At 42.8% G+C, this 21,471-nt stretch carries 20 protein-coding genes; 12 read left to right on the top strand and 8 right to left on the bottom strand.

Annotation, left to right across the window (positions count from 1 at the left end; genetic code table 11):
- Positions 1 to 71 precede the first annotated feature (71 nt).
- The 5 genes from MSMAS_RS16440 to MSMAS_RS16420 form a co-directional block, all read right to left on the bottom strand.
- Complete coding sequence (locus tag MSMAS_RS16440) at positions 72 to 713, bottom strand: NAD(P)H-dependent oxidoreductase (RefSeq protein ID WP_011033526.1); 642 nt, start codon at positions 711 to 713, stop codon at positions 72 to 74.
- 94 nt (positions 714 to 807) lie between these two features.
- Complete coding sequence (locus MSMAS_RS16435; RefSeq protein ID WP_011033527.1) at positions 808 to 1,383, bottom strand: flavodoxin family protein; 576 nt, start codon at positions 1,381 to 1,383, stop codon at positions 808 to 810.
- An 81-nt stretch (positions 1,384 to 1,464) separates the two neighbouring features.
- On the bottom strand, positions 1,465 to 1,791 hold the full coding sequence (locus MSMAS_RS16430) for a putative quinol monooxygenase (protein ID WP_048037476.1): 327 nt from the start codon (positions 1,789 to 1,791) through the stop codon (positions 1,465 to 1,467).
- A gap of 11 nt (positions 1,792 to 1,802) precedes the next feature.
- A complete protein-coding gene (locus MSMAS_RS16425) occupies positions 1,803 to 2,327 on the bottom strand; it encodes a nitroreductase family protein (RefSeq protein WP_048037477.1) in 525 nt (174 codons plus the stop codon).
- Between the two features lie 151 nt (positions 2,328 to 2,478).
- A complete protein-coding gene (locus tag MSMAS_RS16420; protein WP_011033530.1) occupies positions 2,479 to 3,036 on the bottom strand; it encodes a flavodoxin family protein in 558 nt (185 codons plus the stop codon).
- A gap of 156 nt (positions 3,037 to 3,192) precedes the next feature.
- Between MSMAS_RS16420 and MSMAS_RS16415 the strand changes: the two genes are divergently transcribed.
- Entirely contained in the window at positions 3,193 to 3,579 is a 387-nt protein-coding gene (locus MSMAS_RS16415; protein ID WP_011033531.1) for a winged helix-turn-helix transcriptional regulator, read from the top strand.
- 286 nt (positions 3,580 to 3,865) lie between these two features.
- Positions 3,866 to 6,205, top strand: a complete 2,340-nt coding sequence (locus MSMAS_RS16410; RefSeq protein WP_011033532.1) for an ATP-dependent DNA helicase — start codon at positions 3,866 to 3,868, stop codon at positions 6,203 to 6,205.
- Between the two features lie 165 nt (positions 6,206 to 6,370).
- On the opposite strand, the gene MSMAS_RS16405 is transcribed toward MSMAS_RS16410, so the two are convergent.
- Both MSMAS_RS16405 and MSMAS_RS16400 read right to left on the bottom strand, forming a co-directional pair.
- Positions 6,371 to 9,334 carry a PKD domain-containing protein gene (locus MSMAS_RS16405; protein ID WP_230633303.1) on the bottom strand — a complete coding sequence of 988 codons (2,964 nt, stop codon included), beginning with the start codon at positions 9,332 to 9,334 and terminating at the stop codon, positions 6,371 to 6,373.
- Between the two features lie 803 nt (positions 9,335 to 10,137).
- Positions 10,138 to 12,777, bottom strand: a complete 2,640-nt coding sequence (locus MSMAS_RS16400; RefSeq protein ID WP_011033534.1) for a PGF-pre-PGF domain-containing protein — start codon at positions 12,775 to 12,777, stop codon at positions 10,138 to 10,140.
- Positions 12,778 to 13,286: 509 nt separating this feature from the next.
- Between MSMAS_RS16400 and MSMAS_RS16395 the strand changes: the two genes are divergently transcribed.
- From MSMAS_RS16395 to MSMAS_RS16370, 6 genes are all read left to right on the top strand, one after another.
- Positions 13,287 to 13,484, top strand: a complete 198-nt coding sequence (locus tag MSMAS_RS16395) for a hypothetical protein (RefSeq protein WP_048038287.1) — start codon at positions 13,287 to 13,289, stop codon at positions 13,482 to 13,484.
- Complete coding sequence (locus MSMAS_RS16390) at positions 13,462 to 13,908, top strand: GerW family sporulation protein (protein ID WP_011033535.1); 447 nt, start codon at positions 13,462 to 13,464, stop codon at positions 13,906 to 13,908. Before MSMAS_RS16395 ends, MSMAS_RS16390 begins: the two co-directional genes overlap by 23 nt.
- Positions 13,909 to 14,109: 201 nt before the next feature.
- The gene (locus tag MSMAS_RS16385; RefSeq protein ID WP_226987720.1) at positions 14,110 to 14,919 is read left to right on the top strand and encodes a DUF2953 domain-containing protein; all 810 of its coding nucleotides are present in this window, start codon (positions 14,110 to 14,112) and stop codon (positions 14,917 to 14,919) included.
- 34 nt (positions 14,920 to 14,953) lie between these two features.
- Positions 14,954 to 15,919, top strand: a complete 966-nt coding sequence (locus tag MSMAS_RS16380; RefSeq protein WP_048038292.1) for a beta-ribofuranosylaminobenzene 5'-phosphate synthase — start codon at positions 14,954 to 14,956, stop codon at positions 15,917 to 15,919.
- On the top strand, positions 15,916 to 16,926 hold the full coding sequence (locus tag MSMAS_RS16375) for an NOP5/NOP56 family protein (protein ID WP_048046832.1): 1,011 nt from the start codon (positions 15,916 to 15,918) through the stop codon (positions 16,924 to 16,926). Before MSMAS_RS16380 ends, MSMAS_RS16375 begins: the two co-directional genes overlap by 4 nt.
- Entirely contained in the window at positions 16,927 to 17,610 is a 684-nt protein-coding gene (locus tag MSMAS_RS16370) for a fibrillarin-like rRNA/tRNA 2'-O-methyltransferase (RefSeq protein ID WP_011033539.1), read from the top strand. It begins immediately after the preceding gene.
- A 162-nt stretch (positions 17,611 to 17,772) separates the two neighbouring features.
- On the opposite strand, the gene MSMAS_RS16365 is transcribed toward MSMAS_RS16370, so the two are convergent.
- Positions 17,773 to 18,318, bottom strand: coding sequence for an ArsR family transcriptional regulator (locus tag MSMAS_RS16365; protein ID WP_011033540.1), 546 nt, complete (start codon positions 18,316 to 18,318; stop codon positions 17,773 to 17,775).
- A gap of 438 nt (positions 18,319 to 18,756) precedes the next feature.
- On the opposite strand from MSMAS_RS16365, the gene MSMAS_RS16360 reads away from it, so the two are divergent.
- The 4 genes from MSMAS_RS16360 to zupT all read left to right on the top strand — a co-directional run bounded on the left by MSMAS_RS16360 (position 18,757) and on the right by zupT (position 21,413).
- Complete coding sequence (locus MSMAS_RS16360; protein WP_011033541.1) at positions 18,757 to 19,449, top strand: DUF2162 domain-containing protein; 693 nt, start codon at positions 18,757 to 18,759, stop codon at positions 19,447 to 19,449.
- The gene (locus MSMAS_RS16355) at positions 19,446 to 20,069 is read left to right on the top strand and encodes a MotA/TolQ/ExbB proton channel family protein (protein WP_015411941.1); all 624 of its coding nucleotides are present in this window, start codon (positions 19,446 to 19,448) and stop codon (positions 20,067 to 20,069) included. Before MSMAS_RS16360 ends, MSMAS_RS16355 begins: the two co-directional genes overlap by 4 nt.
- A gap of 32 nt (positions 20,070 to 20,101) precedes the next feature.
- Entirely contained in the window at positions 20,102 to 20,509 is a 408-nt protein-coding gene (locus tag MSMAS_RS16350; RefSeq protein ID WP_011033543.1) for a DUF2149 domain-containing protein, read from the top strand.
- A 136-nt stretch (positions 20,510 to 20,645) separates the two neighbouring features.
- Positions 20,646 to 21,413, top strand: coding sequence for a zinc transporter ZupT (gene zupT / locus MSMAS_RS16345; protein WP_011033544.1), 768 nt, complete (start codon positions 20,646 to 20,648; stop codon positions 21,411 to 21,413).
- The last annotated feature ends 58 nt before the right edge of the window (positions 21,414 to 21,471 follow it).

The following is a 21,471-nucleotide window of genomic DNA, read 5'->3' as shown; positions in this document are numbered from 1 at the left end:
AGATATGATTCAGGCTGCCCCACAGTTCCCCGAAAAATTAAAAAATTAAAAAAAGGCGTTTTCTTTTCTATTTATAGTTCGGAAATCCTCTTTTTATATCTCTCCAGTTCTTCAATTCCCTTTTCCTGTTTCATGGCACTGGCTTCATAAACTATGAAGGATGGCAGCACTTTCATTCCCATATATTCAAAAACACAGTGAGTTATGGATTCAAGATGCCTGTGAATATCGCCATGAGCTCCACCCTCAGAATACATTTCTTTCGGAGCGCCGGTAGTAAATGCAAGCATTGCTGCTTTTCCTTTAAGGAGTCCGGTGTCATAGGCACTGCTGGTTATGGGATTAAAGCCAAACCCCGGAGCCAGTACACGGTCAATCCAGCCTTTCATTATTGCTGGCATGGATGTAAAGTAAATTGGGAACTGAAATGCCAACAGGTCAGCCCATTTTACTTTTTCCATCTCCTCTTTTATGTCGGATGAAAAAGCCCCGGTTTTTGAGGCTTTGATAGCTTCGAGGAAAGCATTAAAAATATCCGGGTTTTTTCTCTCAGTAAAGTCCGAGGCTTTCAGCACAGGGTTAAATTCCATCGCGTAAAGGTCGGAGAGCTTTACTTCGTGCCCTTTATCCTTCAGGGCAGCAATAGCTGTATCTTTCATAGCAGCGTTAAAGGACTTCGGCTCAGGGTGTGCAAAGATATAAAGGACTTTCATTTTATTTCCCCCTTTATTCTATCCATGAAATTCGTTTCCCTGAATAAATATGTAAGGCTGCCTCCCCTGTTAAGTTATGCATTCTTCTGTTAATTTATTCATTAAGTTTTTTCAAAAGCCATGCCATGTTCTGGCCCAGGATCTGCATGGTCCGGATGCCCTCATCGTCTTTTTCAACATCCCCTTCTGCACGCCCTATCCCCATATTCCAGTAGCTGGATCCTGGAATTATCATCTGGGAAATCGTGAAGAAATGGTTAATGGAATCAAAAACGTGGATTGACCCGGCTCTCCTTACCGCCACAACAGCCGCTCCAACTTTGTACCTGAACATTTCGCTATTGGCTTTCGCAACAAAACCTGCTCTGTCTATAAGAGCTTTGAGTTCAGGTGTCAGGTCTGCAAAATACGTGGGTGAAGCAAGGATTATGCCGTCGGCTTCAAGCATTTTTTCGATGCATTCGTTGACAATATCATTGTCAATTACGCATCTTCTGTCTCTGTTTTCAAAGCATTTTGAGCAGGCAGTACAGCCGTGCACGCTTTTCCCACCTATTTGCACTATCTCGGTTTCTATTCCTTCTTTATCAAGCTCTGCAAGGACATGCTTTATTAAAGAAGCTGTATTGCCTTCCTTCCTCGGACTTCCGTTAAATGCAACAACTTTCATTATTTTTCTCTCCCGAGTACTCCTGACTCATTCCTTCAAAAAATGAGTGAAAATATAATTTAAGGACTGAAATATAATAAATTACAGCTTTTTTCTGTATATATTGATTTCAGTTTCTTTGTCAAGACACTCTGAAAGCAAAGGAAATATCTCTTTAAAATGATCGGATCTTATATGTTGATCAAGGCTGCCCTCGTCTTTCCACTCTTCTAACATTGTCAGGATTTCAGGATTCTCCAATTCCTGATATACCCCATAATCTATGCAGCCTTCCTCTTTTAGCGTCTCTTCAATAAGGCTTTTACACAAATTCATAAATTCCTGAACCTTTTCAGGTTTTACCTGATTTTTTGCAACAACCCTTATAGCCAATAAATCACCAGCCTGAAAATAGTCCTGATCTGCCATTATTTGCAGAATTATTCTCTTTTTTGACCGTATCTGTTATTGTAGACTTTCTCTTCCCTGTACCTGTCCTGAGGTGAGAGTTTTTCTGCAGGATAACCAACAGGCACAAGCCCGAGAGGAAATACATGGCCAGGCAGTCCAAATGCTTTCCTGAAGCCTTGAACTCTGTCTGTCATGGGAAAAATTCCTGTCCAGACCGCTCCCAGCCCTGCATCATGAGCTGCAAGAAGAAGGTTCTGAATGGCTGCCGAGCAGTCCTGTACCCAGTACCCGGGTGCTTTTTCCTGGGTAGTATCCCCACAGACCAGAATTGCCAGAGGAGCTTCCCTGCACATGCCGGCATAAGGGCTGAATGTTGGGATCTCGTCCAGAATTTTTCTGTCATCGATTACAATGAAGACCCAGGGCTGGGCATTAACCGCAGAGGGGGCACTCATTGCTGCCCTGAGCAGTTCGGTAACAAGCTCTCTCGGAACTGGTCTGTCAGTGTACTTTCGGATGCTTCGGCGAGTGTGGATTGCTTCAAGAGTTTCCATATTCAGACTCCTCCTGTTCGTTGATGAAAGACTTGGACGAGGAAACCTATTTCCAGTTTTCTCTCGCCCCGTCTTATTATCCCGTTTTTATTCTCTTTCCCGGTTTCCCTATCTTATCTTGTTTTTTGTTTTCTTTTCCGGTTGTTTTATCTTATTTAAAGAGGTTAATGCCTGTATTTTTTGCTTTTTCCATAAGTTCTGTGTCTTCTTTTACTTCTCCGGGTGCATGGTATCCGATTCCTACTATCGTATCCTTTACATCCATGCGCATAAAGTTCGAAATCTGTCCTTTGAATTCCTCATAAACTCCTTTGAAAGCTTCCGCATCAGGTGCTCCCTGAGTTCCTATGACCACAGCTTTTTTTCCGGCAGGGAGGCGGGGAGAGAAATCAGCATTTATGAGGGAATAGCAACGGTCAAGGAAAAGCCTCATCTGACCTGTAAACTGACCAAAGTAGATGGGGGAGCCAAAAACAACCCCGTCCGCTGATGCAAGTTCGTCGAATAATTCCATAAGGTCGTCTTCAAGCTTACACTTATCATGGCTCTTGCAGTAATTGCATCCCTGGCAGCCGCTGTAGTTCATCTCGTTGAGGATAAAGTTCCGGGTCTCGGCACCTGCCTCTGCTGCGCCTTCCAGAACCTGCTGTACAAGGATGTTTGTGTTTCCATTCTTTCGGGGGCTTCCAACAATTCCTATGACTTTCATTCTTACACCTTTTATCTTTTATTCGAGCTTTTTTACAAAATAGAGATCTTTCTGTCAGTAATTTACATTTCTCGATATTTAATTTACAGCAACTATACTTATATACTATACATACAATCCGGATACTCAGTAACAAAAAGGATACAATGAAAGAGTATGGCAAATGAGGTAAAACAGAATAAACATTATCAATGTCCTGTTGAAGCGACTCTGAATGTAATCGGAGGCAAATGGAAGCCCATTATTCTCTGGCAGTTGAAAACGGAAAAGCTGAGATTTTCCGGTCTCCAGCAGAATATGCAGGGGATATCTCCCAAGATGCTTACAAAGCAGCTCCGGGAACTTGAAGACGCGGGGCTTATTTTAAGGAAAGTTTATCCTGAAATCCCTCCCAGAGTCGAATATTCTCTAACGGAATTCGGGAAAACCGTGCTCCCTGTCCTGGACGCACTCTGCGAGTGGGGAAGTAAATACCTTGAAAGGGAATGCTCTTCTGGTAAAAGCGGGGAATTAAAAACTGCTGACTTCTCCACTTTACAGTAGGCCTGTACATTATCAGTATCAGAAGTCATTTTATATGATTTATCGTTTACAGGACCATTATTTCAGGAAAAATAGATGTCTGAAAACAGGCCATAATTCTTTATAAAAATGGGTTTCAAAATATTTAATTACTGTTAGGTGATAATTAATTACAGTTCTTAAAATCCTTGAAGACAGTTCTCAAAGTAAATTAAAAGAAACTGCAATTTGTGCTGTATTGCAATAAGCGTAATAATAGCTATAACTACAGAGCTCTGGAAACCGTAGAGACCTCAGGATTAAGCGTATGATGCAAAAGAATGGATACATGCGATATTTTACAAAAAAAAGCTGCTACCCAAATCAGTCAGAGGCTATGGATAAAATTCATTCTGCCCTCCAGAATGAGAAAATAGTGCTCTTTGAAGGGGCATGCGGTACGGGCAAGACTTTAAGTGCACTTGCTCCTGCACTGCATGCGGGAAAGAAGCTCAATAAGGTCGTAATTATAGTCACGAATGTCCACCAGCAGATGGTCCAGTTCATAAATGAAGCAAGAGACATCAACAGGGACAACAGCATAAAAACAATCGTTTTTAAAGGTAAAGCTTCGATGTGCCCTGATAATCTTGACTACGAGGAATGCAGGCTCAAAGGGGAAAACACCTATGACCTTCTTGATTTTGAAAGGGAGGTCTCTTCAAAGGAAAAAGAACTCAAAGACGCCTTCGAAAAACACAAGAAATCAAAAGATCCTGCCCTTTACATCCTCAGGAACGAGCTCGAAAAAGAACTCGATGAAGCCCGAAAAAAGGCTCAGTCCTTAAGGAACCATTCCTGCTCCAGGCTTTATGAAGTCCTCAAGTTCGAAAGCAGCGAGTTTTCTTCCTGGCTCTTTTCGGACGTCAGGAGTCCGGAAGAAATTATGGAGTATGCAGAAGACCGGGGAATGTGCGGGTATGAGCTGCTTAAAAAGGAACTTAAAAATACTGAGCTCCTTATCTGTAATTTCCATCATGTATTAAGTGCTGACATCTTCATGACCCTCCTCAAATGGCTTGAGAGAGACCCTGAAGACGTCATCCTCATCTTTGACGAAGCCCACAATATCGAGGCTTCAGCACGTTCCCATTCCTCAATAATGCTTTCTGAACTGACCGTTGAAAAAGCCCTTTCTGAAGTGGGAGAAATTCCTGAGCCTGAAAGCTCTCCCGTATTCGGGGGAGGTTCATTCTCCGGTACAGGGATCCCTCTTGACGAAGATTACGCTTCAAGGATTTATGCCAGAAGGCTCTTTTCCTGTCTTCTTACCGCAATCAGGGATACTTATGACTCAAAGCTGAAGTTCGGGGAAAGGAACAGGCTTGGAAAACACTGGCAGGATATCCAGATAAGCGACCCCTATGAACGCCATGACGTCCTGAAAGCCCGCTTTTTGCGGGACGCACAGAAGGAGGGTTTTGCAGACGAAGAAACGGTTCTTACAAGGCTGCGTGAAATCGGGGAGTTCGGAGGCAGGCTTGAAGAGATTTATGCTGAGAACTACAAAAAAGGGCTTCTTTCCGTGCCCAAGCGTTCCCAGATCCGTTATGTTGCAGATTTCCTTTCTTCTTACCTTGTGCTTTCGGACAGGCAGAACTATTATCCGATCCTGAACATGCGCAGGGACTTTAAAAGTGACAGGGTTGTAGGCAGGCTTGAACTCTTCACCTGCATCCCGAAAAATGTGACCCAGCCATTGCTTGACTCCGTTTATTCCGCGGTGCTAATGTCTGCCACTCTCCGTCCTTTCGAAATGGTCAGGTCCACACTGGGCATTAGCCGGGAAGTGGAGGAAATTACCTATGGGACAACTTTCCCACAGGAAAGAAGACTCACTCTCGCAGTCTCAGTTCCTCCCCTCTTTGCAAAAAACAGGGACAGCCCTGAGACCCTTGAAGGTTTGAGAGAGGCTCTTCTTGCTGCCACTGCTGCCTCCCCCGGGAATGTAATCATTTATTTCCAGAGCTATGCCGAAGCACTCAGATATACGAAACTCCTTGAGCCTGAACTCTCAATTCCTATTTTCCTTGATGAGGTTGGGGTATCAGCTCAGGAGATAAGGCCGAAGTTTTTCAAAATAGGGGAGCAGGGAGGAAAAGCTGTGCTCATAACCTACCTCTGGGGAACATTGAGCGAAGGAGTAGATTTCCGGGACTCCCGCGGCAGGACCGTAATTGTAGTGGGCGTGGGATACCCTGCTCTGAATGACAGGATAAAAGCTGTCGAGTCGGCATACGATACTGTCTTTGGGTGCGGGGAAGGCTGGGAATTTGCAGTCCAGGTGCCTACAATAAGGAAAGTGAGGCAGGCAATGGGAAGGGTTGTCCGCTCTCCGGGAGATTTTGGGGTAAGGATTCTTCTTGACGCCCGCTACCAGGGTTCTCAGGTGCGAAAACTGGGGAAATTTTCTGTTTTTGGATACTTCCCACCTGAAGAAAGCAGGGAATTCATTGATGTAGCCCCAAAAGATGTAGGAAGCCTGGTAGAAGAGTTCTTCGCAAACACATTGCCTTATAATCCCGAAAAAATTGAAACTGAAAAAAAAGAGCCGGAATCTCCGGCTTCAGGCCGGCTAGAGTTCGGGAGCCTTGCAGAAAAACTCTAATGGGGAAATGGCTCCTTTACTTCAGCCGAACCCTTTATGTTTATTATTTAACTCCGTCTTTTCCTTTCTCTTATTTTCTTGTTATTTTTGTTTTTCTCGTCATTTTGTTTTTTCTTTTTTTACCTGATTTTATCTTTTTCTCTTAAAACTGATTTCCAAGAATTTTCAGGCATTTGTCACCACTATATAGTTGTTCTTTATTAATGTGTTACTTCCTGCTGCATTACTGGCTGTAAGTGATATCGTGTAACTTCCTGGTGCCATATACGTATGTTTTGGATATTTCTCGTTTGAATATGCTCCATCTCCGAAACTCCAGTTCCATGCTGTTGGCGACCCTGAAGAATTGTCCTTAAATGTTACAGTCAACGGTGCAGTTCCCGACCTTGGAGACCCCCAGTACTGTAATACCGGTTTTGTTCCTGTGGTTCCTGTGGTTACTGTTACATAACTTGATTTCGTTGCCGTATTGCTGCCTGCTGTATTGCTTGCTGTAAGCGTTACTGTGTAGCTTCCCGCTGTCGAATATGTATGCACAGGATTTTTCTCTGTTGAACTTGTTCCATCTCCAAAGTTCCATTTCCATGTTGTTGGCGAACCCGTGCTGCTGTCAGTAAAACTTACACTCAATGGTGCAGTCCCGGCTGTTGGAGATGCCGAAAATGCAGCAACCGGTGTTTGAGAAGAAGTTCCTGTCACCACTATATAATTGCTCTTTGTTAACGTATTACTTCCTGCAGCATTGCTCGCTGTAAGTGATATCGTGTAACTTCCTGGTGCAGTGTATGTATGCTTTGGATATTTTTCGTTTGAATATGCTCCATCTCCGAAACTCCAGTTCCATGCCGTCGGAGATCCTGAAGAATTGTCCTTAAATGTTACAGTCAACGGTGCAATTCCCGACCTTGGAGACCCCCAGTACTGTAATACCGGTTTTGTTCCTGTGGTTCCTGTGGTTACTGTTACGTAATTTGTTTTCGTTGCCGTATTGCTGCCTGCTGAATTGGTCACTGTAAGTGTTACTGTATAGGTTCCTGCCGTTGAATATGCATGTGTTGGACTCTTCTGAGTTGAACTGGTTCCGTCTCCGAAGTTCCATTTCCATGTCGTTGGTGAACCTGTACTTGTGTCAGTAAACAGGACGTTAAGAGGTGCAGTCCCGGATGTTGGAGATGCCGAAAATGCAGCAACCGGCGCCTGTGAAGTGTTTCCTGTCACCACTATATAGTTGTTCTTTATTAATGTGTTACTTCCTGCTGCATTACTGGCTGTAAGTGATATCGTGTAACTTCCTGGTGCCATATACGTATGTTTTGGATATTTCTCGTTTGAATATGCTCCATCTCCAAAACTCCAGTTCCATGCCGTCGGAGATCCTGAAGAATTGTCCTTAAATGTTACAGTCAGCGGCGCAGTTCCCGACCTTGGAGACCCCCAGTATTGTAATACCGGTTTTGTTCCTGTGGTTCCTGTAGTTACTGTTACATAACTTGATTTCGTTGCCGTATTACTGCCTGCTGTATTGCTTGCTGTAAGCGTTACTGTGTAGCTTCCCGCTGTCGAATATGTATGCACAGGATTTTTCTCGGTTGAACTGGTTCCATCTCCGAAGTTCCATTTCCATGTTGTTGGCGAACCCGTGCTGCTGTCAGTAAAACTTACACTCAATGGTGCAGTCCCGGCTGTTGGAGATGCGGAAAATGCAGCAACCGGTGTTTGAGAAGAAGTTCCTGTCACCACTATATAATTGCTCTTTGTTAACGTATTACTTCCTGCAGCATTGCTCGTTGTAAGTGATATCGTGTAACTCCCTGGTGCCATATACGTATGTTTTGGATATTTCTCGTTTGAATATGCTCCATCTCCGAAACTCCAGTTCCATGCTGTTGGCGACCCTGAAGAATTGTCCTTGAATGTTACAGTCAGTGGTGCAGTTCCCGACCTCGGAGATCCCCAGTATTGTAATACCGGTTTTGTTCCTGTGGTTCCTGTGGTTACTGTTACGTAATTTGTTTTTGTTGCCGTATTGCTGCCTGCTGAATTGGTCACTGTAAGTGTTACTGTATAGGTTCCTGCCGTTGAATATGCATGTGTTGGACTCTTCTGAGTTGAACTGGTTCCGTCTCCGAAGTTCCATTTCCATGTCGTTGGTGAACCTGTACTTGTGTCAGTAAACAGGACGTTGAGAGGTGCAGTCCCTGAGGTAACATTGCTGCTGAAACTTGCGCCAGGAGCTGTTAGAGGGGCAGGGACAACTAGAGGCAGGTGATCTATGTATATGCTGCCCGGAATACTGTATGCTGAATCGGAAATCCCATCTCTGTCCGTGTCCGTTGCCTTATTGGAAAAGCCTGAACCATCAGGTTTGCCCCAGAAGTTTCCGCCAATGTAGGTTCCGCCGACAATGTTTTTACCTGAGGCTTTTGCGGTGTTATAGGCATTCCCTGTTCCGTTTTTAATGGTTATATTTGTGTTATTGAAATAGTTGTTATAAATGAGGTTCCTGTCGCTGAGCCCGCAGACATACATTCCTAAAATATTGTTTGAAGTCACAGTGTTGTCTGAAATTGTATTGTCATCAGCGGACCCTACGTGGATGCCGCGGTTGTCATTGGTTGCCGTATTTCCGGAAATAGTGTTGTTGCTACAGCTCCCGAGGTAAATCCCGTAAACTCCGTTATTCAGAACTGTATTTTTCGAGACGGTGCATCTGTTGGAGCTTACGATACGGATCCCATATCCGTTATTCATCATTTTATTATTCTCAATCACACATTGATTGCATTTGTACATATAAATTCCAGAATAGCTGGAACCGCTTGCTCCTATGGTTTTTATCCCTTTAATCGTAACATTCCATGCCTGCATTGAGAGCGCATTGCTTGATGAGCTTTTAGCTTTGATTATTGTTTCATCAGGGTTGCCGGACTCTGATCTTATCAAAAGGCTGCTTTTGGTTATGTTGACATTTTCAGTGTAGGTCCCGGGTTTTATGGTTATTGTGTCGCCTGATTTTGAACTGTCTATTGCAGCCTGTATTGAGTCTCCCGGCTGGACAATTATCTCAGCAGCTGACCCAATACCTGAAATTAATGATAAAATAAGAAAAATTCCCAGTAAAATTAGCACTTTATTTTTAATTCCAATTCCTCCATCCACTCAAGAAAGTTAGGGTGAAATCCCTATCAGGGGGTAAATTTGTATTGTTAGTAATTCACGAAAACTGTACTCAACATGAAAATAATGTACAGATGTAAAACTGATGAATTTGCGCCTAATTTGACTGTAACGAAGAACAAAATTTTAGCGTAAATCACTTTAATTACACGGGAATGTATTTAAGCAATATAAGTATACTGATTTAAAGTATTACTTTCCAAAAAACGAAAAAAAAGTATACAGATCAGTGAATCAATAGTTTAATTGTAGGGAATAATTAACTCTTTAACTCTATTTTTTTAACTTTATTAAGAGCTAAAAATATGAGGTTTTTATTCCCTTATCATCTGGCCGTTTTATTAAAAATAAGAAATAACCTGAATTAATGCAGGTTTTGGCCACTGATTCGAAATCATCAATTTTTAAGGTTTAGATTTTAGATTTAGATATTAGATTTAGATATTAGATTTAGATATTAAGGGATAAAGAAGATATAATCTCATTATTTTTGTTCTCGATATCGTCTTCAGCAATGGCTGTGAAGTCATTCCTAAAGTAAATATTAGAAATTATATTTTTACCATTCCTAAATTTAGAGGATTGGATTCAAAACCAGTTCTCTTTGATGATTCCTTTGATGATTCCTTTGATGATTCCTTTGATGATTTCCATTTTTCTGCATTACCGGATTGTATGTGAAAAAAATGGAACGTGGGAAATGGAACTTTGGAAAATAGGATGTTGGGGAATGGAACGCCGAAGGGCATTCCAGTTCATTCCTTCATACTTTTCAGCACCAGTCCTATTACTCCCAGAGCTCCGATCACAATACCCACACTTAATATGGTATTGCGGTTGTTTTTACTGGACTCATTACCTGTCTCAGTATCTTGAGCCTCCTGCTTTTCAGGCTGGATATCCTCAATAGACCTTTCTTCAGCAGGGATCGGGGTATTTTCTGTCTTTGCCTGCTGGACAGTAGCCTTGCCTGTTATCGCAAATGATGCGTAACCCGGGACTTCTGCTGTAAAGTAGAGATAGTCGTTATCTTCTCCTGACAGGTTGACTGGCAATTGCTCCCACTTTTTATCGCTGTACCTGTTCAGTATGATAGAGCTCAGGTCTATACTTTTATCCTGTAGCCAGTTCTTTTCAACTTTGAAGCATATTACCGGTTTTTCTATGTTTTTTGGAGTTGCATACCCGCTGTTTCCAACCCAGACATTAAAGGACTTATAAACCTCACCTTCGGGCAGTTCGGAAACAAGTGCGGACTTATTTTTCAGTTCCTCAACTATGGTCGTGGTCTTACCTACATTCTTGATCGCATCAAAGCCTACATATACGACACATGTAGCATTCTTTGTGAAGTCAAACTTTACAGCCTTATCGTTGGTGATAAAGAGCTGGGAAAGTTCCTTCACCTTAACATTCTTTGCAGGTTCAGGGGACCCGCCTCCTCCACCGCCTCCACTGCTGCCTCCTCCGCTGCTCTTCCGGTCCACAATTATTGTAGTGGTTTTTGTATCCGTGCCGTTTACATTAATTGCTGTCAGTTTAGCAGTGTAAGTCCCTGCAGAGGAATATTCGTAAACAAAGCTTGATGCGTTTGAATCTTCAATTCCGTCGTTGTTAACGTCCCAGCTCCTTGATATCGCATTTTGCGAGAGGTCAGTAAAAGTTACCGAAAGCGGGGAATATCCGCCTGTAGCACTGACACTGAAATCTGCAACAGGAAGACCGGGGTTTCTCATTACATTTATTGTAGTGGTTTTTGTATCCGTACCGTTTTCATTGGTTGCGGTCAGGCTCGCAGTATAGGTTCCTGGAGAGGTGTAGACGTAAACCACAGTGCCGTAATTTACTTCCTCAGATCCGTCCCCTTCAAAATCCCAGCCTGTACTAGCTGCATTTTGTGACCTGTCAGTGAAAAGGACCGGGAGTGGAGCATATCCTTCTGTGACATTCGTATTAAAATCTGCAACAGGCAGAATTTTTTCCTCTTCTACTTCCAGTACCTTTATTTGCAGAGTTTTTGAGACCGTTCCATTTGCATTACTTACCATCAGGTTAACGATATAGTCTCCCGGATTTTCATAAACATAAACCGGGTTCTGGACGGTGGAATCGGGCTGTCCGTTATTGTCAAAGTCCCAGCTCCATGATACCGCGTTTTTTGAAAAGTCGGTGAACTGGATGGCAAGGGGCGCAAATCCCTCGGTGGCGTTCGTGCCGAAGTCCGCGACAGGGCTCACCGGCTCTGAAGGGCCAATATTCTGTGATACAGTGATTGTGTCCGATTTTGAATTTGTTCCTTTTTCATTTCTTACTGTAAGGCTGACAGTATAGGTTCCTTCCGTGGAATATGTGTGTAAAGGGTTCTGCTCTGTTAAACTGGTCCCGTCTCCGAAATCCCAGTTCCATTCAACAGGAGTTCCTGTACTTTTGTCGATAAAACTGACATCCAGTGGTGCGCTTCCCGAAGTAACGTTGCTGCTGAAGTCTGCAGTCGGGGGTACAGGCTCAGGCAAATTCAATGGATATACAAGAGGCAGGTAATCCGAGCTTGTGCTGCCGCCCGGCAGTCTGTAAGCAGAGTCTGCAATACCGTCTCCATCCCTGTCTATAGCTGTATCAGAAAAGCCCGTGCCGTCAGGTTTTCCCCAGTAATTTCCGCCGATATAGGAGCCGCCAATTATATTTGCGCCTTCGGTTTTTGTAGCATTATAGGAATTTCCAATCCCACTTTTTACGCTTACATCGGTGTTGTTGAAATAGTTATTATATACGTCATTATAGTCGCACAGGCTACATTCGTAAAACCCTAAGTAATTGTTATAAGTCACTTTATTGCCTGCAATTATATTGTAGTCAGAGGAACCCAGATAGATGCCACGACTGCTGTTATAAGCAGTATTTTCGGAAATAGTGTTATAGCTGGAACTTCCGAGAACAATCCCATATGCTCTGTTATTTGTGGCTGTGTTGCCTGAGAGCGTGCACTTTCTGGAATTCTGGAGATAAATTCCACGCCCATTATTTGCGAGCATATTGTTTTCTATTATACATTTATTGCACTGGTACAGATGAATTCCTGAATAGCTGGACCCGCTTGCCCCAATAGCCCTGATCCCGCTAATTTTAACATTATCTGCCTGTACTGAGAGCACGCTGGCTGTCGAGCTTCTGGATTTAATTGTTGTATCTTCGGGGTTTCCGGACTCTGACCTGACTGTGAGGTCCCCTTTAGTGATGTTGATGTTTTCGGTATAGGTCCCGGGCTTTATAATTATTGTATCTCCCGAGCTCGCATTGTCAACTGCAGCCTGTATCGAATTTCCTGGCTGGACAATTATCTCAGCTGCCGTTCCTATACCCGAAATTGATACCAGAAGGAAAACAGCAATTTGCAAAGTAAATAATTTGTTTTTTATTTATAATCCCTCCATCCACTCAAGAAATTTGGGGGTAAAATCTGTATTACGGATGAATTGATTTACTGGCAACTTACCTCAATTCCTTATCTCGCTATCGATATACAGATTTATTTATAAATGTCTAATGGCGATTTTCTATATTCTAATTTAATACCTTGTTCCCCAAACCTTTACTAAATTGAAAAATATGTAAAACAATATAAATATACTGATTTAGATTAATATTTTTTAATAGAAATAAAAAACATATTTTTTGTAGAAGAGCGGAGCAATGTGCTTATAGCAAATACAGGGACTATTTATTCTTATCTGTTGGTTAAATTTGTTTTTACAGTACAGGACTCTCTTATTAAAAATAGGTGCCTTTTATTAACGTAAGTAATTTCTCTTACTTTCAAAGAGATTGTCCAAAACGGTTATGAGATTAAGCTTAAATCAGAAGAGGACTCAAAATATATTCTGAAAAGTTTCTGAAAAAAACTGTAATGACAATAAAATATATATTTAAAGCAATAAGATTTATGCTTGGAGTTGTAAATCCAGAACTGAATAAAAATAATAAAGATAATATTATAATAATCTGGATTGAAAATCTAAAACATATAGATAACATTTATTATCCACGTAAACAGATGATACTAACACATCGGGGGAAACTAGATGGGTGTAGAAGATACTATTAAACAAATTGCGAGCGAACTTGAAAAAATTGCAACTACAAAAACCGTAGTTGGGGACCCTATTACTGCTGCCGGGAAAACAATTATTCCTGTTTCCAAACTTACAATGGGCTTTGGAGGAGGAGGCGGGGAAGGCGGCAAGAAGGAATCCGACATTGGATACGGTGGTGGAGGCGGTGCAGGCGCTAAGATCGAGCCTATCGCTTTTATTATGCTCTCCGAGGATGATGCAAAGATCTTCAGGATCTCTGAGAAAGGAGATGTAGGTGCAATCCTTGGTTCCATTCAGGAGGCAGTGCCTGAGCTTCTGGACAAAATCAAAGGCAAAACCGGAAAACATAAAAAAGAAGGGAGCTCCGAAGCCGTTAAAACAGAGGTCAAAGAGCACACGGAGATTGAAGTCGAGAAAGGGGGCTGTTTCCACTAAATCCCTCCAGGTTAAAACTTTTTAAGGGATTTTACTGGAATCTGAATTGACGGTTAAAGTGGTCAGGATAGTCAGGACTGTCCTTCTTCCCTCAAAATGTTCAGCATGCTTGCCATATATCTCATTATTCTGATTTTTTTACTTATTTTATTTGTACTTCTCACGGCAATAGTCTTTACCTTCAAGCTTAAGGCCCTGAGTTTGAAAGAAAAGAACGAACTGGAAGGCACAGTAACCGTTAAATGGCTCTTTTTTTCCCACACTTTTTTAATTGGAGAACCCGGCGAGAAAAAATATTCTCCTGATGAGTCAGATATGGAGGATAAGGGAAATGAAAAAGTAATTGAAACCGAAAATCGGCAGGACGAATCAGTACCTGAAGAAATCAAAATCAGGGATGAAGGCCGGGAAGCAGAATATAAAATTCAGGTAGATGAAAGCAGAGAGCCCGTAAAAGAGAGACCTGAGGAGAAAACATTTGCTCCTGAAGGTGAAGATAGAACCCGGGCTGAAGAAAAAATCCGGGTTGAAAAGAAAAGAGGGATATTTGACCGTATAAAAGGGAAGAAAAGTTCTGCAAGGGATGTTGAGGTTGAAGAAGAGGACGGAATGACCATCAAGGAAAAGCTTCACTGGGGTCTGGAAGCTTACAAAGCTCTTAGAAAGCCTCTTTTCCGACTGTTTTCTGACATGCTCAATGCAATAAAAATTAAATACCTGAAAGCTGACCTCACTTTCGGGCTTCCGGACCCCGCGGATACAGGAATGCTTTGCGGGCTTATACATGCTATTCTGGGGACGATTTACAGCCGCTGTAGGCGCTGCAGTTTTTCTGTCTGTCCGGTTTTTATGGAGACACTGCTGGATTTTCACGGGAGCGCGGAGATCCGTGTAAAAATATATTCACTGATTTTCCCATTCCTTAAATTTATATTTAACGGGAAAACTTTATCTTTTACTTATTTGATTGTTAAGGAAAAACTTCGGGGCAGTTCGAAGATTAACTCCTAAGCTTTATGAATAAGCAATGAGGATACAGATGAATATGATTAATGTGGTGTCTCCGTCCAGACTCCATCTCACCCTTATTGATCTCAATGCGGAGATTGGCAGGGTAGACGGAGGGGTAGGAATCACTCTCGAGTCACCCAGCCTGGAAATTTCGGCATCTGAAGCGGATACGGTTGAAGTTGTGGGTTCTTCTCTTCTCGCAGGCAGGATGCTAAAAGCAGCAAAAGCTGTAATTCCGGAAGGAAAGGGGATCAAAATCCATATTAAAAGAGATCTCCCTGACCACGTGGGTCTCGGTTCCGGAACCCAGGCTGCGCTTTCGGTAGCTGCAGCCATAAATGAGATTTACGGGCTTGGTAAAAGTGTCAGGGAACTCGCAGTTGCAGTGGGCAGAGGAGGGACTTCCGGAATAGGGGTTGCTGCCTTTGAATATGGAGGTTTTATCCTGGACGGAGGTCACAGGTTCAGGGATAAAGGTGCATTTTCTCCTTCCGCAGCCAGCCGTATGCCTCCTGGGCCTGTACTTTTCAGAAGAGCGTTTCCTGACTGGAATATTGTCCTTGCAATCCCCAATACAAAAGGAGTTCATGATGCGGAAGAAGTGGATATTTTCAAAAAAGCCTGTCCGATCCCTCTCTCAGAAGTTCAGGAGATCTCTCACGTAATTCTTATGCAGATGCTGCCTGCGCTTATCGAAGAAGATATAGACAGTTTTGGCCGCGCGGTTAACCATTTTCAGACTGTGGGCTTCAAAAAGAGGGAAGTTGAACTTCAGCCCGAAACCGTGCTCAATGTCATGAAATACATGCAGGACAACGGAGCAAGCGGTTCGGGAGTCAGTTCTTTCGGGCCTGTTGTTTACGGAATTGTCGAAAGTTCCGTAGAGGCTGGAAGGCTCCAGAAAGAGGTCCAGCGTATGCTTGACGAATCATTAGGTGGAGAAGTTCTGCTTACAAAAGGAAGGAACCGGGGCGCGGACATCTTCGGGGGCTCTGATTGAAAGTCAATACCTGGTTTGGTGTCCTTGAGCTGGACAGTAACGGAAAAACTCTTTCCTCCGAGGTTTTTCCAAAGGATATAAGAGAGCTTGCTCTCCGTTCGCTTTCTTTCAGGGAGAGCCGGCAAAACCTGCCTCCGGAAGGCTTTGACCTCAAAACTGCAGCCCTGGAGTGTGGATTCACAGAATCCATCTCTGAATACTATTCTCTTTTACACAAAGTAACTCTGGAAACCGTAAAACTTCAGGTCTCACAGGCGCTCACCCCTGACCAGCGAATAATTCAGGCAGTAGAAGCCCTGGATGACATTAATGAAACGACCAATTCCCTTTCTGAAAGGCTTTTTGAATGGTACGGAGGTTATTTTCCCGAAAGCGGGTTAAGCGGGGAAGAGCTTGCGGTTTTTATAAGCAGGTACGGGTCTCGCGAGAATCTACCTCCTGAAGACCCTCATTATTTGAAGGCAAAAAATTCCATGGGTGCAAAACTCGAAGCCGCAGATGAAGTTCTTCTTAAAGGTCTTGCAGAGAGTGTGTGCAGCCTCTACGAACGCCGGAAACAGATTGAAGCGTATATTGAAAGCAGCATGGAAATTCTTGCACCCAATCTGGCATTGCTTGCAGGACCCATGCTGGGTGCAAGGCTGATAAGCATTGCAGGCAGTCTTGAAAAACTGGCAGCTTTTCCTTCAAGTACCATTCAGGTAATAGGGGCAAGTAAAGCCCTCTTCAAGCACCTGCGTTCCAGGGCTCCATCCCCCAAGCATGGAATTATTTACAGCCATCCCCTTATCAATACATCTCCCTGGTGGGTAAGGGGAAAAGTCGCAAGAGCCCTTGCAGCAAAGCTCTCTCTTGCCGCAAGAATTGATTTTTATTCTGCAAAAAGGAACCCTTCACTTGAAAATGAACTAGAAGAAAAGATCCGGAAGATCAGGGCTGAAAACCCCAGACCTCCCCAGAAGCGGCAGGAAATCAGGGCAAAGCCAAAAAAGAAGAGGAGAAAATAAATGCCCGAAATAAGGCAGCTTTCCGAAGGGATTTTTGAGGTTACAAAAGACAAAAAACAGCTTTCAACTCTTAACCTTGACCCGGGAAAAGTCGTTTACGGAGAAAAGCTGATTTCTGTTGAAGGAGATGAGTACAGGACATGGGACCCCCGCAGAAGCAAACTCGGAGCCATGGTCCTCAAAAAATTTGATATCCCCCTGAAAAGGAATTCAAAGGTTCTTTATCTCGGGGCTGCTTCAGGAACAACAGTAAGCCACGTATCGGATATCGTTTCCGAAGGAGCGGTGTATTCTGTTGAATTTGCCCCAAGAAGCATGCGCGACTTCATAGGGCTTGCTTCCAGACGCAAAAATATTTTCCCTATTCTTGCAGATGCTGGAAAGCCGGACAGTTACGCACATATTGTTGAGCCTGTAGATGTTATCTTTCAGGATGTTGCCCAGCCTAACCAGGCAGAGATAGCTGCAAGAAATGCTGTCCGTTTTTTGAAAAAGGACGGATATCTCCTGCTTTCTATCAAGGCTCGCAGTATTGATACTGCAGCAAGCCCGAAGGAGATCTTCAAAGAAGAGGTAAAAAAGCTTGAACAGGCTTTCGAACCCGGATTCGAAGTTTTGACAGCAAGGGAACTTATGCCTTATCATGAAGACCATCTTGGAGTGATGGCCAGATTAAAGAAATAAACCCACTTAAATCTCACTTTTGAATCCTGCTCTTTCAGAAGGCTGAACCATTCCGCAACTTTTCAGGTCAGGACTTTTTGAATGGTAGTATGAAGTTACTTTAGCAGAGGTACTATAAGACGACTTTTTCGAGTTATTAAAAGCTGGTCCTTAAGGGCTGCTTTACCTTCTTATATTTACAAACAGCCTTTTTTTCGTGACCGGAATCAGCTTCTTCCATTCAACAACCGAATCTTCATGAAACTCGTATTCATCTACGGTTTTATCCGAAAATTTGCCGTCCACCTCATATACATAAAAGCCCTCTTCCCCATCCGTAGAGACAACTTTCATCCTGTCTCCCATTTTCATTACCTCAACAGCTGCCACACTTTTCAGAGCTTCAAGCAAATTCGTGCCTTCTTCTACCTCAATCTGCCTGTTTTCTGCAAAACGGTCAAGGAAAGAATAGACATTGCTCAGTTTTATGCCTATCATATGGGTATTTCCGAACTTTTTTCTTTCCACAAGTTCGGCTTTTTCCAGCACTTTCACATGTTTAGCTGCTACTGGTACCGAAATGCCTATCTCCCTTGCAAGACCTGAAATATGTTTTTCTCCTTCACTCAGGCTCTCAAGAATTGAAAGGCGTGTATCGCTTGAAATTGCTTTAAAGAGGTTTTCTCTACCTCCGTTAATTCCTGGATCTCGCATAACACTTACTACCATGATGATCCTCTATTTTACCCTAAGTACTTATAATTATTTCCCTTTTAACTCAAGTAATGTATATCTTCCTGTCTTCTATTATTCTTTTTATTTATAGATCTAACAAATTTACTTTAATTATTGCCTTTCATCTATGGTGTATAAAACTTTATATCCAGTTAACGGGGTAAGTTTTTACATAATCATTGTTAAATTTGGCTCTTGATTTGTTATTCCCTTGTCTCATACTTTTTTAAAATTAATTTTATATTTCCCTGCTCCCGTGAAGCTCCTATTACTTTTTTAATTATTTTTTTCAACTCCTTTCTTTCAAAAGCATGAACTTGAACTTTTTATCCAAAAAAACGATATCATGTGCACTTGTTATCTTTTTAGATAACAAACGTTACCCAAAAACCAGTTTTTATTTAATTCAACTATAGATGCTCAGAAGGTACTATGGACTCTGCGATGTTAACTGTTATTGGAATTATGATAGGTATCCTTATCTTCGGGATAAAAACAGGATTAGGCTGTGGATTCTCTAATATTACTGCTCGGGAGATTCTTACAATTGCCAGCAGTTACTTTTTTCTTGCACTATTATTCGGAAGCGTTGCTGACCGCTTAAGCCTGGAAGCTTTTGAAAAGCTCTCTTCAATGGGCATGGGAATTCATGTCCTGGTCTCTCTGCTCCTTATAGGGGCAGGCATTTACACCCAGAAAAAGTGGAACTCGGGCAAGGACGTTTCAAGACACACTTTCCTGGCTATATCCATGCCGTGCCCGGTCTGCCTGGGTGCTCTTGCAGTATCCTGTATGCTGCTCTCAGAAAGCCTGAACTTATCCGGGATAAAAATAGGGCTTCTTGTAGGGATTTCTTTTTTTACAGCAGTGGTGGTTTCTTCTTTTCTTTTCAGGTTTGGAAAGACCCGGTATGGAAAGACTCCCGAAACAATGGGAAGCGCCATGATGCTTCTCGGGATCTATTATCTTCTGGGAGCTCTGCTAATTCCGGCATATATTAAAACCAAACAGATGAACCTTGTTTCCACAGGCGGCGGAGATACAGGGATCATACCTCTCATGGCTTTTGGTGTCATTGTCCTTGCGGGCTTTTTCATGGACCGTATAAGGAGGCATGACCTGTGAGCATGATGAATTTATTATCCAGCATGATGAATGTCTTCTCTACTGCTTTACTGATCCCCGTAATGTTTCTCCTCTCTCTCCTGGTGTTTCTGTCATTAATTCAACTGGGAGAATTCCTCTCGGAATACACAAAAAGACACAGGGACTGGAATAACCTCGAGGCTAACTGCAAAAAACTCGAGAATGACCTCAGGAACTCGGATTTTACGGAAGCTTCCAGGGCTCTTGAGAATATAAAGCAGAATTACATGGTCACTTCCTTTGCAAGGGATGCTTCAAAATATTTGAAAGAGAAGCATCTCCCTGCAATTGAAAGGCTTTCTCAGGAATATGAGATCCAGATGGCAAAACGCCTTGAACATACAAAGATAACCTCTACAATTGGCCCCATGCTGGGACTCATGGGGACCCTGATTCCATTGGGCCCCGCTCTTATAGGACTGTCGGCAGGAGACCTTGAAACCCTCGCACAGAACCTCATGATCGCCTTTGCAACAACCGTTGTGGGTCTTTTTGCTGCCGGAATTGGATATGTACTCACACAGGTCAGAAGGCGCTGGTACTGGGAAGACATGTCCGACATCGATTACATCCTGGACACAATTGAAGAAAAGATCTGATGCCTGGCATCTTTTAACAGGAGGAATAAATCATGCGGAAAACGAGAAGATTCAGGCGTACAGGGCTTTTACATGCCGAGGATGAGCAAAGCCCCATGGTCACTGTTGCCAATGTTTTTGATGTTGCAATGGTCTTTTCCGTGGCGTTGCTTGTAGCCCTTGTGATGTCATACCACCTCCCCGAACTTCTGAGCTCAAGTGAGGACTTTACAATTGTAAAAAACCCCGGAGCTGAGGACATGAAGATAATTATAAAAGAAGAAGGAAAACCCATAGAAGTCCTGAACATGACTGACAGTATTGGCGGAGGCACAGGAGAAGCTCTGGGAACTGCTTATAAGCTTGCTGATGGCAGAGTCATTTACGTGCCAGAAGACTCTGAGATCAACAGTACATCTGCGGATACCTCTGTTTCCACTGAGGCATCCTCTCCAGATTAATTTTTAGATCTTCAGCTTATCTTCCGGAATTTAAGTATATTTATTAATTTACTTTATATAAAACTCTCCCGTATTTGTCTTTTCTTTTTCTATGAATTTAAATCCTATCCCGTATTTTATTTATTGGGGGAGCTAAATGGGAGATGTCACAACTGCTTTTATTCTCACAACATGTGCAGGACTCTCAACCGGTACTGGCAGTCTCATAGCTTTTTTGGTTCCCAATCTAAAGTTTACCTGGCTGTCCATGCTGCTTGGTTTTGCTGCGGGGGCAATGATCTATATCTCATTTGTAGATTTACTTGCTGAATCTGTTGGTGCAGTTGGTTTTTTCCAGGCAAATGCTGCTTTTTTTCTGGGGATGCTGGGGATGGGAATTCTTGACCGCGTGATAGAGCACATTCATACGGATACTCTCCCTGATAGAAACACTCTTTCCCGGAGTGAAGAGAATGACCTTCAAAAAGCCGGCCTGCTGACTGCAGCAGGAATTGCCATGCACAACTTCCCTGAAGGAATTGCAGTGTTAGCTGCGTCCCTGGGTTCTCCTTATCTGGGGTTTTCGGTTGCTCTGGCCATAGCAATCCATAACATCCCTGAAGGAATTGCAGTTTCGGTTCCTATCTATTATGCCAGTGGTGACCGAAAAAAAGCGTTTGCTTATTCTTTCTTTGCAGGGCTTACCGAACCTCTGGGAGCTGTGTTTGCATATTTTTTTCTTTTCCGCTTTCTATCTCCTGAAATGCTTTTCCTTATGCTCGCTGCGGTCGGAGGGGTAATGGTCTTTATATGTTTTGATGAACTGCTGCCGATCTCCATAAAATATGGAAACGAGCATCTGACTTTTCTGGGGGTATTTTCTGGAATGTCTGTTATCGCTCTGAGCCTTTATCTTATACATTGAAATTTTTGAGGCTTTTTTCCCAAAAGCTAACAATCATTATCCAAAAGCTGCATTTTAT

Source organism: Methanosarcina mazei S-6 (assembly GCF_000970205.1).
Taxonomy (GTDB): domain Archaea; phylum Halobacteriota; class Methanosarcinia; order Methanosarcinales; family Methanosarcinaceae; genus Methanosarcina; species Methanosarcina mazei.
The sequence above is the reverse complement of the archived record's forward strand: the minus strand, read 5'-3'. Positions and strand labels throughout refer to the sequence as shown.